The 15,916-nt window shown below is 41.3% G+C and carries 6 protein-coding genes; all 6 read left to right on the top strand.

The window, feature by feature from the left end; translation table 11 throughout:
- Positions 1 to 14: 14 nt before the first annotated feature.
- The gene (locus SANK73390_RS18175; RefSeq protein ID WP_462767823.1) at positions 15 to 413 is read left to right on the top strand and encodes a hypothetical protein; all 399 of its coding nucleotides are present in this window, start codon (positions 15 to 17) and stop codon (positions 411 to 413) included.
- 46 nt (positions 414 to 459) lie between these two features.
- Entirely contained in the window at positions 460 to 1,443 is a 984-nt protein-coding gene (locus SANK73390_RS18170) for a TauD/TfdA family dioxygenase (RefSeq protein WP_462767822.1), read from the top strand.
- A 255-nt stretch (positions 1,444 to 1,698) separates the two neighbouring features.
- Positions 1,699 to 9,891 carry an amino acid adenylation domain-containing protein gene (locus SANK73390_RS18165; protein ID WP_462767821.1) on the top strand — a complete coding sequence of 2,731 codons (8,193 nt, stop codon included), beginning with the start codon at positions 1,699 to 1,701 and terminating at the stop codon, positions 9,889 to 9,891.
- Positions 9,888 to 13,385 carry a non-ribosomal peptide synthetase gene (locus SANK73390_RS18160; protein ID WP_462767820.1) on the top strand — a complete coding sequence of 1,166 codons (3,498 nt, stop codon included), beginning with the start codon at positions 9,888 to 9,890 and terminating at the stop codon, positions 13,383 to 13,385. Before SANK73390_RS18165 ends, SANK73390_RS18160 begins: the two co-directional genes overlap by 4 nt.
- Positions 13,386 to 13,413: 28 nt before the next feature.
- A complete protein-coding gene (locus tag SANK73390_RS18155) occupies positions 13,414 to 14,391 on the top strand; it encodes a TauD/TfdA family dioxygenase (RefSeq protein WP_462767819.1) in 978 nt (325 codons plus the stop codon).
- 18 nt (positions 14,392 to 14,409) lie between these two features.
- Positions 14,410 to 15,916, top strand: a 1,507-nt coding sequence (locus tag SANK73390_RS18150; RefSeq protein WP_462767818.1) for a condensation domain-containing protein, incomplete at its 3' end; no start/stop codon positions are given.

Here is a 15,916-nt window from a genome sequence, read left to right as displayed (position 1 = left end):
TAAAAGGAATAATAATGACCGACTTATCAATAGGAAATATTGGATTTGGTAATGACGACAACCTCTTAATATGTGACTCGTTTAGTGGGTGTGTTGTCAGCAATAAAGGAGAGGCAATCGACGTCGGTAGTTTTATGTCCAGAGACGTTGCATTTGATAGTAAATATTACGTACTTGCAGATTCATGTTTGCAGATACGTGCTTACCGTCGCTATATCCCTGGATATGTTCATTGCTATGAAACAAGGACATGGAACAAAGTAGCTGAAATAAGTACTCCGGCCACCCCTACTGTAATCCGAGAAATGGCTGGGCAGAACCAATCACTGTCCAATTTTGTGACAAGGCAACGAGTTTACAACCTAGATGGTACCGCACTAGCTAATAACGGTTGTCCACAACTAAACGTATAAAAAGAGTTTTAACTTACCGTCGTAAGATGGTTGTAAGGAGTAGAATATGTCAGTAGTAACAGATGTTTATTGTAAACAAGCCAATTCACCATTTTTAGTCGAAAGACAGCCCAATGACAGTAGTAATGGACAAGATGTATTTAGCGAACTACTTGAGTGGAAGAATAACAACTTAGATCTACTGCAGGAGAAGTTACTGACCCATGGAGCAGTTTTGTTTCGCAATTTCGACATCGACACAGTATTGCGGTTTGATAAGTTTCTAGAGCATTTTAAAGAAGCTTCCTTATTAGATTATGTCGGTGGAAATTCGCCTAGAACGAAAATGTCTAAGGGCATTTATACCTCTACAGAGTATGCTGCTGACCAGTTTATTTCATTGCATAATGAACTGTCCTATGCCGAACAATGGCCTTCACAACTGTTTTTCTGTTGTATTACTCCTCCTAATGCAGATGGCAATACTCTGATTGCTGATGGTCGTAAAGTGCTTCAATTACTCGACCCTGCGATCATAGATTTATTTGAAACACGAAAAGTGATGTACATAAGGAATCTTCATGGCGGCAAGGGTCTAGGGCCTTCATGGCAAGATACTTTTGAATCGACGGATCGTGACGAAGTGACTGAGATTTGTAAAAAATCTAATGTTGATTTTCGTTGGGATAGCAATGGTAACTTGAGGACAACCCAGATTGGTTCTGGTATTGAAGTGCATCCAGTCACAAAAGAAAAAGTCTGGTTTAATCAGGCGGACCAGTTTCACCCTTCTAACCACCCCAAACGATTTTATGAAGCACTCATGCATATGTATGAAGGAAAGCTTGAGAACTGCCCGACACATGCTTGTTTTGGTGACGAGAGTCCCATCGAAGATAAGATACTAGAGCAAGTGAGAGAAGCCTTTAATGCTCAAACTATTTACTTTCCTTGGCAACAAGGTGATGTGTTGCTGATAGACAATATGTTGATGTCTCATGGGCGTGCGGCCTACTCAGGGCCAAGAAAAATTTTGGTGGCTATGTCGTAGCGATACAACAAAGGCAACTTATTGATATTGAATACGGTATTCTACTTTTCAGTATAGTGGAGAAATCTCTATCAGTATCGGGCACATCTATTGTAGGATGTGTTTTTTGCAATAAAGTTGTCAAATTGTTAATTGGTAAATTTAGGCTTAGATAATTGTGGTAAAACGTTATGTTTAAAGGATGAAAGATCCCTTATCTAAGCCTTAGATTAAAAAATAAAAATACGAAATCGGTTAGTTGGAAGGAGTATCTGCATGACCATAGCTAAACTAATTAATGAGGTTAGTGCAAAGGGCATTAAATTATGGGAACAAGATGGGCAACTGAAGTTTAAAGCTGCGAAAGGAGCTTGGACAGACGAGATCCGCAATAAAGTCATTGCAAATAAAGAAGAAATAATTGCGTTTTTATCCAGAGTTTCCAAAGCAAGTGAGATCCCCGCAATTAAAAAGGTGGATAGAACTGATGCAGAAGGCGAAAAAATCACTGCATTCCCCTTGAGCTTTTCTCAGCAGCGGCTGTGGTTTATTGATCAACTTGACCCCCATACAGCAAATTACAATATTCCTAAAGTGGTTCGTATTTCAGGTGAACTGAATGTTCAACACCTCGAACAGGCATTTAATCTGATCATTGCTCGTCATGAGAACCTGCGAACAACATTCCCAAAAGTGAACAGTGAAGCTCGCCAAGTTATTGCTGATGAGTTTCATTTAAAACTTGAATGTACTGATCTTAGCCAGTGTGAAAATGAACAAGAACGTTACCAAAAATCTCGACAGCTTTGTAAGTTGGAAGCTCGTACCCCTTTTGATTTAGCAAGTGGTCCATTAATTAGAAGTAAGCTACTGAAACTTGCTGAGCACGAACACATTTTGATGCTTACTTTGCATCATATCATCAGCGACGGCTGGTCAATGGGTGTTATCGTCAAAGAATTTGGCTTGATCATGACATGTTTGCAGCAAGGCAAAAAACCAGCGCTACCCCCTCTACCTATTCAGTATCTAGATTATAGTATATGGCAACGTCAGCTGCTTGAAGAGCAAGGGTTATTAGAGCAACAACTTGCCTATTGGAAAGAGAAGCTGGCTGGTGTACCAGAGAGTTTGAATTTGATGACGGATTACCCAAGACCCGCTGTTCAAGATTTTACTGGTGCAAATCACAAGTTCAAAATAGAGGCAAAATTAACCGCTGAGCTTAAGGCTTTATCCGAGCAACAAGGCTGCTCTTTGTTTATGACATTATTGGCTGCTTTTAAAGCTGTGTTATATCGCTATACAGGTCAGCAGGACATTTGTTTGGGTAGTCCAATTGCAAACCGTCAATATGAAGGGACAGAAGGATTAATTGGCTTGTTTATCAATACACTTGCGTTACGTAGCCAAGTCGATGGTAATGAGTCATTTAGTAGGCTTTTAGCGCAGGTTAAACAAACCTGTTTGGAAGCATACAAGCATCAGGATACGCCTTTTGATAAGGTGGTAGATTTAGTGCAGCCACAGCGTAGCTTAGCCGTTGATCCTATATTTCAAATCATGATGGTACTGCAAAACTCGCCAATGCAGGTTCCAGCAAATAATATCCAGCACTACCCACTAGAAAGTACAACGAGCAAATTTGATCTTGATATTGTGTTTAATGAAACCGCTAGCGGTTTAGACGCGATTATTGAATATAGAACATCACTCTATAAACCAGAAACTATTGAGCGTTTGAGTCAGCATTTGATTGCCTTATGCAAGGCTGTTGTTGTGGCGCCTGATGCTAATATTGATGAGCTGACGATTTTGGACGAAGCGGAAAAACATCGTCTAGTGTATGAATTTAATAACACTCAGACTTACTATCCAGAACATCAATGCATTCATCAATTATTTGCACAACAGGTTTCGGCGACCCCTGATAATATTGCGATTCGTTATAAAGACGAGGTATTAAGTTATCAACAGCTCTATGACAGAAGTTGTGAACTGGCCTTATACCTGCAAGATCAGGGTGTTCAACCGGATACTCTTGTGGGCTTATGCTTTGATAGATCGGTAGAAATGTTAGTGGGGCTACTTGGGATATTGCAAGCAGGAGGAGCCTATGTACCTCTTGATCCTGATTACCCTGAAGACCGACTAAACTTTATGGTAAGAGATAGCCAAACAAGCATCGTCCTGACACAGGAGAAATTAGCAGCGAAGCTCGCGGCTATGGTGGGTGAAAAGACCAAACTCATAGTGTTAGACCAATCAGAAAGTGCGCTCAGCGATAGAGTCAAGGAATTGACAGAGCTGCAAGTTAGCCTACGCCAAGATGTAGAGCCGCATAATTTGGCCTACATGATTTACACTTCGGGTTCAACAGGGCAACCAAAAGGTGTAATGGTTGAACATCGTAGCTTGGTTAATCATAACCATTATACCAAGAGTAAGTACCAAGTCACTCAGAGCGACAAACAGTTATTATTTTCAACGATGAGTTTCGACTTATTCGTAGAAGAAGTGTTTGTTATTTTAAATAGCGGTGCGCAACTATTCATTGAGCAAAAAGAGGAGCTACTGACACTCCCTTATTTTCAAGCGCTTCTAGATAAACATAGCATTACAATGCTGAACGTGCCTACTGCTTTTTTTCACCAATTGGTATCAGCTAAAACGCCTTTACATGATGTAAAAAGGGTTATTATTGGTGGAGAAAAATTGGAGTTTTCACAGGCGAAAGCATTTATTCAGCAGTACCCTGATACGACCCTGTTTAATACCTATGGTCCGACAGAAACCACGATTATTAGCACGGTGAGTTGTGTTACAGCTGAGGTGCTAGCGCAACGCCATATCATTCCAATTGGCTTTCCAATTAGTAATACACAGCTTTATGTGTTGGATAAAACCAAAAATATTGTGCCTGTAAGTGTGCCCGGAGAATTACATATCGCGGGAGATGGTCTGGCAAGAGGTTATTACAATCGCCCAGCTTTAACGCAAGAACGGTTTGTCGCGAATCCATTTTGCCAAAATACACGTATGTATCAAACTGGCGATTTAGTCCGTTGGCTGAGTGATGGAAGTATTGAATATTTGGGCCGAATTGACAATCAGGTCAAAATTAGAGGGTTTCGCATAGAGACAGGTGAAATTGAAGCGAAGCTCAATCAGGTAGCCCAAATAAAAGATGCTGTAGTTGTAGCGCGAGGTCAAGACAGTGATAAGACACTCATCGCTTATTATATAATAGCTCATGTGCAAGGCGAACAGCCCTTTGAACTTGATAACAATGATGTGAAAGTTGCACTGCAAAAGATGCTACCTGATTACATGTTACCTCACGCGTTTGTCAGGCTAAAAGAGATGCCCTTGACCCCAAGTGGTAAGGTTGACCGTCGTGCACTGGAAGCAATGGATGTAAGTTTTGAAGCAAAAAATGAGCGTGTAGCACCCTGTAGTGAGACAGAAAAACGTTTGGCGGCTATCTGGGCACAAGTGCTCAACTTGGATATTGATAAAGTTGGTATTAAAGACAACTTTTTTGAGCTCGGTGGTGATTCGATCAAGACCATCCAGGTCGTTTCCAAAGCTCTAGAATATGGTATTCACTTTGATGTACGAGATATGTTTAACTACCAGTCCATCTGTGAGCTACTCGCCAATTGCAATACCTCAAAAGCTCGAAACATCATCAAAGAGCAAGGTTTGCTAAACTCAGAAGTGGCTTTAAGTCCGATTCAGTCTTACTTTTTCAAACACACACAGACTGATATACACCACTTTAATCAGTCTGTGGTGTTAGCACTACACTTGAATTTATCAACTGAATCTTTGTATAAGCTTGCTGAGTCCTTGTTAAAGCATCATGATGCATTACGGTTCAGATACGTGCAAACAGAGAATGGTTGGCAGCAATACTACAGTGACGTTGCTGATGAAAATAGCATTCTATCAACAATTCATCGCTATGAATTTGAAACAGATGATGAAACACAACAGCTAGAGTTTATTGCGCAAACATGTGACCAATGGCAAAGTCGCTTAGATTTGCAATCGGGTCCAATGATGCGTTGGATTTACTTCAGTGGGGCAAGTGCTAGCCACGATAAGTTAGCGATTATAATCCACCATCTCGCGATCGACGGAGTATCTTGGCGTATTCTCCTCGAAGACCTTAATAAATTGCTCGGTCAGCATATGGCGGGCCAATCGTTGAGCTTACCTCAAAAAAGAAGTTCATACCGTAATTGGGTTGATTCCTTAGCAGCATATAAAGACACTGAGCAAGGTCAGCAAGACCTAGATTTTTGGCTGACCCAAAGCAAAGAGATTGAAGGTGCGTGTGGCACGTTTGATGACAATTTCGATGAGTATGAAAATGGTGGCTATCGGAATCAAGACCTTCAGTATAAAAAAGTGAAGTTGTCAAAAGTCGATACCAAAAAGTTGTTAAAACACTGTAATCAAGCTTATGGCACTGGCATAAATGACTTATTACTGAGTGCTTTGCTATTAAGCTACTGCCAGCTTACAGGTAAGAAAACACTGACCCTAGATTTAGAAGGGCATGGGCGGGAACAGCTGGATGCAGCGATTGATACGACAAGAACTCTAGGTTGGTTTACGAGTATCTATCCGGTCAATCTAACATTATCAGATCCAGGGAATATAGGGCTTTGTATAAAAGAAATAAAAACGGTACTACACTCAATTCCAAATAAGGGGGTAGGGTACTCAATATTCCGATATCTAAATCAACATGAAGCTTTCGTAAACCTTCCAAAATCTCCGGTGAGTTTTAACTTTCTTGGAGACTTTCAATCGAATGACACAAATGCCGATAGCGGCTACTTCTCTTTATGTAATGCCTCATCTGGAAGTACCGTATCGCCACATCAGGAGGTTGATAACCTATTCACTATTAATGGAGTGGTGGCTTTTGAGCAATTATCTTTTACTTTTAGATACCCCAAGAAGTGGCAACATCATCCTTTAAGTCAATGGCAAGCTCAATATGTTGAGGTACTAGAAGCATTGATTGAACATTGCTGTGATTCACCTAGGTTGGGTTATACGCCTGATGATTTTCCATTGCTATCAGCCTCATTACCACAGCTTGATTCTTTAGTGGATAGCTTGGCTAAGAAGAGTAATATTCACTCTGACAACCTTCAGGATATGTATCCTCTAACACCATTACAGTCGGGAATACTTTTTGAGACTCAGTTTGCACGGACTGAAAACAACAACGGTATGTACCTAACGCAATCCGCTATAGGGATAAATGGTCACGCTGATAAGCTTATCCTAAGTAAGGTTTGGCAGTTGATTGTTGATCACTACGATGTGTTAAGAATGCAAGTTAGCACGGATCATTTCGCAATGACGAATATGGGCATTCAGGTGATTTTAAAGCATGTAGATACTGAAATTGCATGTATAGATTGGTCAGATAAATCAGATACTGAACTCAAAGCGAGCTGTATACACTGGATACAGCAAAACAAGCGGTCAGGCATTAGTTTTGATGGTGGTCCGCTGGCGCGTATGCATCTATTTGAGGGGAAAACATCAAGCTATTTGGTGTTGGAGTTACATCATATTGTAATGGATGGTTGGTCTCAAGGTGTGGTTCTGTCAAACATGTTTAAATTATATCAGGCAATGGTAGGGAAGCAGCAGTATATACTACCGACCACACCTAGTTATGCGGTATACGTTCGTAAGCTATTAAGCCGAAATTTAGATGAAGAATCTAATTGGTGGCAGCAGTACTTGCAACATCATGAAGACAAAACTCCGTTACCTATGGCATTGGTGTCAACGGCTCAGAGTGTGGCAAAAGATGTATTTGAACAAGCTACTTTGGTGTTTTCTGCGCACGATACCCTCAAATTGGAACAATTGCTTAAAAAGTACAGGTTGACGACGAATACCGTGCTGCAATTCATTTGGGGTTTATTACTTCACCTTCATAGTGGAAATACCGCAGTCACTTTCGGTAGTGTGAGTTCAGGGCGTACGAGTTTACTTGATGTGGAGCACAGCGAACAGCTCGTTGGTCTTTGTATCAATACTACCCCAACCTGTGTGCAATTTGACGCACAGTTAAGTCTTTTAGAACACTTACAGCAGATGCATCGCAGGGAGTCTGAAAAGCTAAACTATGAAACAACGTCGCTTACCTATATACAGACGCTCTTGTCTAAACGTTCAAACGGTCGATTGAACAGCAATCAAGACTTTATTCAGACACTATTTGTGTATGAAAACTATCCAGTAGAGAAGATCTCAGAAGCTGATAGTCTTATTAATGACTTTATTGGTTATGAAGCACCAAATTATCCTCTTACGATTGCTGGTAAACCAAAGGCAACGTTAGAAGTCGCATTTACTTGGGATTGTCATTTCTACAATGAAAAGGTCATCACGACACTGATGGATCAATTTAAAACGTTGACCGAGCAGTTACTTAGTAACCCAGAGCAGAGTATCAATACGGTGAGCTTAATTGGCGATGTGCAAAAGCAATTACTACTTTGCTATGGAGAGCAACGCGTGCACTTCCCTGAAACGGACTGTATTGTTGATCAGTTTAAGGAACAGGTTGCGCTTCACCCAGATAGGGTTGCTGTTGTATGGCAAAATGAATCGCTTAGCTATCAGCAACTTTATGATAAAAGTTATGCGTTAGCGATATATTTACAGTCGCAGGGCGTGAAACCTGACACATTAGTTGGGCTGTACGTTGATAGATCTCTGGATATGCTTGTTGGCATCGTTGGTATTTTACTGTCAGGTGGCGCTTACGTACCGATGGATCCTGCCAACCCATATGAGCGAATTGCACACATATTGCAAGACAGTCAAGCAAAAATAGTGCTCACGAGCAGTACTCTAAAAGATCAGTTGAGTAATCTGGTCGAACGTGACACTCAGTTACTGGCGCTAGACACCCAATGGTCACAAGTAAGCGACTGCGCTACAGTGGTACACAATGAAGGAGGCTGTCTTAATCAAGAGGTTAAGCCTAATCATTTAGCTTATGTAATCTATACCTCAGGTAGTACAGGCAAGCCAAAGGGGGTAATGGTAACCCATCAAAATGTACGTCGTTTATTTACTAGCACGCAGGACAACTTTAAGTTCTCAGCGGACGATACATGGACCCTGTTCCACTCTTACGCATTTGATTTCTCGGTATGGGAAATTTGGGGAGCATTGTTCTACGGTGGCAAATTGGTAATTGTACCGTCGGATGTAGCGCGCTCTTCAGAGGAGTTCTATCGCTTAGTTGTACAGCAAAAGGTTACGGTTCTCAATCAAACTCCAAGTGCCTTCAAAGAGTTCATCAATGCTGATATTGAGAATAATGCCAAATTATCATTACGCTATGTGGTGTTCGGTGGTGAAGCATTGAACTTAGCTTCATTATCTCCTTGGTTAGCGAGGCACTCAGATGCAAGTCCTGAGCTAATTAATATGTATGGTATTACAGAAACGACCGTGCACGTGACATACAGAAGAATTTTGCAAAATGATGTTGAACACAGATATTCAAACAGCGTTATTGGCAGACCACTCAGTGACCTAGGGGTTGCGATTTTAGATCATCGTGGAGAACTTGCTCCGATAGGTGTTCCTGGAGAGTTGTATGTTTGGGGGGCAGGGGTTGCGAGAGGTTATCTGAATCGCCCTGAATTAACCAAAGAGCGCTTTATACCTAACCCATTTGTGAAAAAGTTATCAAGTGTACAGTCCAATATGTATAGAACAGGAGATCTGGCCTGTTGGCTTGAGGATGGGTCGTTAGATTATCTAGGCCGAATCGACACACAGGTGAAAATCCGCGGATTCCGTATTGAGCTTGGAGAGGTAGAGGCGCAAATCAATCGACATCCAAACACTAAAGATAGTGCGGTACTGGTGAAAGAACACAATGGTAGCAAGCATTTGGTTGCATACTATGTGACTGAAAATCAATTGGAGAGAGACCAAGATATATATCAAGAAGCACTAAAAGAACTGCTTGAGCAAAGCATACCTACCTATATGCAGCCTTCGGTGTTTATTGAAGTCGAGGCTATTCCGTTGACTATCAATGGCAAAGTTGACCGACGCAAACTCGCACTTATCGATGTTACGTTTGGATCAAGTCAGAACTATGTTGCACCACGTAACGAAATGGAACGCCAATTGGTTTCGATATGGGCGGAGGTACTGAGTCTTAGTACCACTGAAATAGGAGTCAATGATAACTTTTTTGAGCTAGGAGGCCATTCATTATTGGCAACTAAACTAGTTTCAAAAATTCGTAATCAGCTACATATAGATGTGCCGATGAGAGCTTTATTTAGTGCCACTTCGCTTGTGGATGTATCTGAGTTACTTACAGCAATTAACGGACAAAATGACGTATCTGATGCGGATACACAACAAGAAGAAGATTTCGAGGAGCTTTCAATATGACCGTTTTTACATTATTTAATCAACTCAAGGCTAAAGGTATAGAGTTAAGTGAAAAAGACGGAGAGTTAAAAATAAAGGCTCCTAAGGGTGCTCTGACGGCGCAACTGCGTGATGAACTGGTGAATAACAAAGCTGAGATGATCGCATTTTTACAAGAAATAACAGCAATGCGTCAGTTTTCTCCCATTCTTCCTAGTACGCGCTCAGCTGAAGTCACCAATTATTTTCCAGTCTCTTTTGGTCAAAAGAGGCTGTGGGTGATTGATAATATGAAAGGCAGCTCAGCAGAATACAATATAGCTGCTGTACTTAATATCAAAGGACAGTTTGATGCTCAGCTGATGGAAAAAGTCTTTACCACCTTGATAGAACGTCATGAAGTGCTAAGGACCACATATACAGAGCTTGATGACGAGGTTATGCAATGTATTCGCCCGATGTCTCAGGTTGACTTTTCAATTGCGCTTGTGGATATGCAACATTTAAGCGAGGATGCACAAACGCTGGCTGTGGAAGAAAAAATTGAAGCGGATATCAGCACATCCTTTGATTTATCAAATGATGTGCTGCTGCGTGTGAGCTACTTATGTACGGGTGATAAAGCAGGTGTATTGATATTTAATATGCACCACATTGCTTCAGATGGCTGGTCAATGAAAATACTGACCAAAGAATGCTTTGCACTGTACGAGGCATTTAGTCAGAACCAAGCAAATCCGTTACCTGCGTTAGATATTCAATATGCGGACTATGCTCGGTGGCAAAAAGCCAATTTATCGGTTGAGGCACTGGAAAAGCAGTTATCATATTGGGAGAGCCAGTTAGCAGGTGCTCCTGCATTACATAGTTTACCTTTGAGTCACCCAAGGCCACAGGTTAAACAATATAAAGGGGCCCAAGTTACAGGCCAATTACCTGCAACGGTGAGCCGGCAGTTGGCGATATTGGCGAAGCAATATCAGCTTACTCCATTTATGTTGTTACATGGTGCGTTGTCCTTGTTGTTATCAAGATATAGCAACAATGCAGACGTGGTGATAGGCACACCAGTAGCAAACAGGCTGCAAGATGAGCTTGCACCGTTGATTGGCTTTTTTGTTAACACCTTGGTGCTTAGAGCCAATACTCAGCATGACACATTGACGGATTATTTTGCTCATATTAGAGAGGTGAATTTAACCGCGCAAGCTAATCAAGATATGCCATTTGAGCAATTGGTTGATAGGTTGCGTGTGGCCAGAAGTGTAAGTCATACGCCTGTGTTCCAAATCACTCTGAATTTAAGCACGGATTATGGTGTTGATAGTCGTATTACTGATTGTATGACACTGGCTGGATTAGACATCACACGCCATGGGTCAAAGGCAGTGCAAGCCAAGTTTGATTTAGATTTTGATGTAAACTGGCACAACGAGGGCTTAGACATAACATGGACCTACGATGTGAGCCTGTTTGACGAGGCAAGCGTTGTGAATATGAATGAGCATTTATGTTGTTTGCTCGCACAGCTCAGTAAAGTAACTGAAGGTACTATAGCACCACATAGTTTAGCTATACTCTCTGAACAGGAAAAGCAGCACTTGGTTTATGGCTTAAATGACACGGCTATGGACTATCCAAAAGGCAAATGTATTCATGAGTTATTTGAACAACAGGCTCAAGCTCATCCTGACAAGGTTGCGGTGGTATTTGGTAGTGAGCAGTTAACCTACGCAGAGTTAAATAGTAAAGGTAATCAGTTAGCCCATTATTTAATACATACGCAAGGTGTAAAACCTGACACCTTAGTGGGTCTGTGTATCGAACGCTCAATTGAAATGGTAATCGGTGTATTGGGAATCCTCAAAGCCGGTGGAGCGTATGTGCCGTTAGACCCGAAATATCCACAAGAAAGGTTGCACCATATCATTATCGACTCTGGAGTTAAGGTGGTTTTGGCGCAGTCACACACTTGTTTAGAAAATAGCATCTGCAGTTGGGTTGAAGTAGATGGAATAGGCCAAAAAGATAGTCAACACCCATTTTCCGATTACAAAACATCTAACCTACAATGTACCGATCTTGGTTTGAGTACCACAAATCTTGCCTATGTAATTTATACCTCAGGCTCAACAGGAAAACCCAAAGGTGTGATGCTAGAGCATCAAGGTGTTAGTAACTATCTAACGCATGTTCAGTCCTATCTACACGATGATCTTCGCTGTTCGGTCCTAAGTACCTCAATAAGCTTTGATGCGACTGTTACGACGCTTTTTGGCGCTTGGTTGAAAACCTCTGGATACCTTAAAATACTCCCTGAAAATTATAATATTTTCAATGAACTAAACGAAGCAGTACAAAGTGAAGAATGTACCCTGTTTAAGGTGACGCCTGCACATTTACAGGGCTTAGAATTGCCAAAAAAAGTGCTCAGTAAGCATGTTATTGTCGTTGGTGGTGAAGCGTTTAGTTATAAACTTGCCCAAAAAATGTCCGTATTGATGCCCAACAGTAGTTTCGTTAATGAGTATGGACCAACTGAAGCAACGGTTGGATGTAGTGCTGAAATGTTTAACGCACAAAACCTAGCGTCACAGGACGATTCGACCAATATCAATATTGGCCATCCGATACTCAATACTCAACTGTTAGTTTTAGATGCGTATAAGCAATTGTTGCCGATGGGGGCGTGTGGTGAGTTGTATATCGCTGGTGATGGGCTTGCCCGTGGTTATTTGAACCAGACAGAATTAACAGCAGAGCGTTTTGTTTGTAACCCATTCTTTGCTGCTAACCACCCTAACAGTTCAGAACGTTTGTATCGTACAGGTGATATTGTTCGGTATTTGCCCAGTGGCAAACTTGAGTTTATTGGTCGAATAGACGAGCAAGTAAAAGTCAGAGGGTTTCGTATCGAACTAGGAGAAATTGGTTATCAGTTGGAGCAGCTTGAAATCATTGATTCTGCGCTTGTGTTGGTAGCTGAAAATGCAGGTGTACAGCAGCTAATTGTTTATATCAAACCAGCTGAATCATCAATTGCAGCTGAGTCAGAATTACTGACCAGTATTAAAGAATATTTAGCATTGAGTTTGCCTGATTATATGCTTCCAGATGTTTATGTGCCAGTTGAGAATTGGCCGCTAACGCCGAATGGAAAAGTGGATAAGCGTGCATTACCGCGTCCTGAAAATACCAATGGTAAAGATAACTTTAACGGTGCCCAGACCGAAACCGAGGAAAAAATGCTGCGTATTTGGGCTGAATTACTGGGGATGAATGAAGCACAGATCAGCACTTCAGCAAGCTTCTTTGAGCTGGGAGGAAACTCTTTATTGACCATGCGAATGATGGTGAGGATCAAGACCGTGTTTAAGCAGATGCTAAATGTTGAGCAATTGTTTGAAGAACCAACGATAGCAAGTATCGCAAACAAGATTGACCTGATGATGATTTTGGATGAAAGCAGCGATATATACAGTGATGTAGACGTTATGTCAGAGGGCGCACTATAAGTCATCATTCGAATTGAGGTAGCAAAGCATGAAAAATAATATAAAAACGATGTATAAAAGAATGTGCGACAGCCAATATAGCCCTTATTTAATCGAATTAGACTGCGATAGTCACAGTGCATTGAGCTTCTTATCAGAACAGCAAGGCGATATTACAGAAATGCTCAACACTGCGGGAGCTGTGTTGGTAAGAGGTGGTCAGTTTAATAATTACAAAGCGGTCCAAGGCGTATCTGAACTGCTATTTAGCGAAACGCTTACATACAACGGCGAGCATTATCCCGCAGCAGAAGGTTCTACCGTTCAAAGACCTATCAACTACGCAAATGCAGAGTTTCTGTTATGGCATAATGAGAATACTTTCAATCATATGTTTCCTGCGCTAGCGATATTTGCTTGTGAACAAAAAGCGTTTGAAGGTGGCCAGACTCCAATTGTTGATAGCCGAGAAGTGCTAAAAAACTTGAACAGTGAGGTGAGAGACAGTTTCATTGAAAAGGGGATTATATATGTTCGTAAATATGAGTCACATGACTATCTTGGCGTAGGTTGGAAAACGATTTTTAATACCGAAGACAAGCAGCAGGTTGAGCATATGTGCAAAGAAAAGCACATGGACTTTGAATGGGTAAATGGTGACGTGTTGGTCACTCGCTCTATTAGACCAGCGGTGATGAACCATCCTGTTAATAATGAGCAGAGCTGGATTAATCAGGTACTACATTGGCATTTCCATTGCCTAAGTCCTGAGTCCCAAGAAGATGTCAAAGCCATGTATGAACAAGAGCTGTTGTATCCTCGCAATTGCTATTATGCAGATGGTAGTCAAATTCCAGATCACTATGTTGATCATATTCGTGATGTGTATAAACAATGCCAAATTCAGTTTGACTGGAAAAACGGTGATTTAATGCTTGTTGATAACGTGCTCAAAGCACATGCCAGAACGCCCTACAAAGGGGAAAGGAAGATACTCGTATCTTTTGGCAATCCAATAGGCTTTTAGTAAAGGGAAATTTAAAGTATGTCTAATAATATCGCGGATATTGTCAAGCGAGCGGCAGTACAGGGCGTGCTTCTTCATGTAGAAGGAAGTGAACTTCGATTTAAACTAAAAGTAAGTGAGTTTCCCGCTGAGATTAAGCAAGAAATCATTGCGAATAAGCAGGCGATTATTAGCTTTTTGCAGAAAATTCAGCGTGAACGCGCTGCAAATAAGCCTGAACATGCAGTGATAGCAAAAGTCCAAAGGGGGACAAAACCGCTACCCACCTCTTATGCGCAACAGCGATTGTTGTTGATAGATAAATTACAAGATGGGTCTGCTGAGTACAACTCACCAATCATCTTGCAGGTGTTAGGAAAATTAGATCTAGCGTTGCTAGACAGTGTATTTAGAGTGATTATTGAGCGACATGAAGTAATTCGTACCGTTTATACAGAACTTGACGGTGAAATGTATCAACAAGTTTGCCCTATTAATGAAATTGACTTTCATATTCGTGTAGAGGACTTAACTCATTTAGAAGAATCAACTCAACGCCTTGAAGTAGAACGTTTAATTGAGAGTGACCTTAAAAAGTCGTTCACCCTATCAAAAGACTTGATGCTGAGGGTTGGTTACTTTCAAACAGGCGACGCGTCAGGGACTTTTCTGTTGAATATGCATCATATTGCGACCGATGGATGGTCGATGGAATTGCTTACACGGGAATTCTTGACACTTTATGACGCATTTTACAAAAATAAACCAAGTCCTCTGGCTGAGTTAAGTATTCAATATGCCGACTATGCTGTGTGGCAAAGAAGCGGTGCGGAGTCTGAAAAGGTTGCAACGCAGTTGCAATATTGGGAGCAACAATTAACAGCGCTACCGCCAGTTCACGGCTTGATGCTAGATAGGCCACGTCCAAAGTACAGAACAAGTGATGGCGCTTGTTTAAGCCAACGCCTCTCAAAAGAGGTATCTCAAGGCTTAACGAGTGTTGCAAAGAAATATAATTTAACACCGTTTATGTTGTGCCATGGCGCACTGTCGTTGTTGTTATCACGACACAGCAACAGTCATGATATTGTGATAGGTACGCCTGTGGCAAACAGGCTACAAGAAGAGCTAGCGACATTAATAGGGTTCTTTGTGAATACCTTAGTGCTTAGAGTCAATACGGCTCATAAGACACTTGCAGATTATTTTGCACATATTAGACAGGTGAACTTGGCAGCACAAGCAAATCAGAGTGTCCCGTTTGAGCAGCTAGTTGAACGTTTAAAAGTACCAAGAAGCACCAACCACGCACCATTATTTCAAATCATGATGACCACGAATACAAACTATGGCGTGCTCAATGATAAAGAAACTACGCATCTTGCTGGATTAGACATTACACCTCATCATTCAGACAAAATCTCTGCGAAGTTTGATTTGAATATTAGCCTGGCAATACATGATGAAAGTGCAGAGGTTCACTGGACCTATGATGTCAGTTTGTTTGATGCGTGTACTGTAGAAAAGTTAAATGACCATTTATGTT

The organism is Pseudoalteromonas sp. SANK 73390, from assembly GCF_054966645.1.
This window is presented reverse-complemented; position numbering and strand designations above follow the sequence as displayed.

What these genes read in the sequence shown, in the direction of transcription:
- SANK73390_RS18175 (WP_462767823.1), top strand. Translation starts at nt 15, where the DNA reads ATGACCGACTTATCAATAGGAAATATTGGATTTGGTAATGACGACAAC.
- SANK73390_RS18170 (WP_462767822.1), top strand. Translation starts at nt 460, where the DNA reads ATGTCAGTAGTAACAGATGTTTATTGTAAACAAGCCAATTCACCATTT.
- SANK73390_RS18165 (WP_462767821.1), top strand. Translation starts at nt 1,699, where the DNA reads ATGACCATAGCTAAACTAATTAATGAGGTTAGTGCAAAGGGCATTAAA.
- SANK73390_RS18160 (WP_462767820.1), top strand. Translation starts at nt 9,888, where the DNA reads ATGACCGTTTTTACATTATTTAATCAACTCAAGGCTAAAGGTATAGAG.
- SANK73390_RS18155 (WP_462767819.1), top strand. Translation starts at nt 13,414, where the DNA reads ATGAAAAATAATATAAAAACGATGTATAAAAGAATGTGCGACAGCCAA.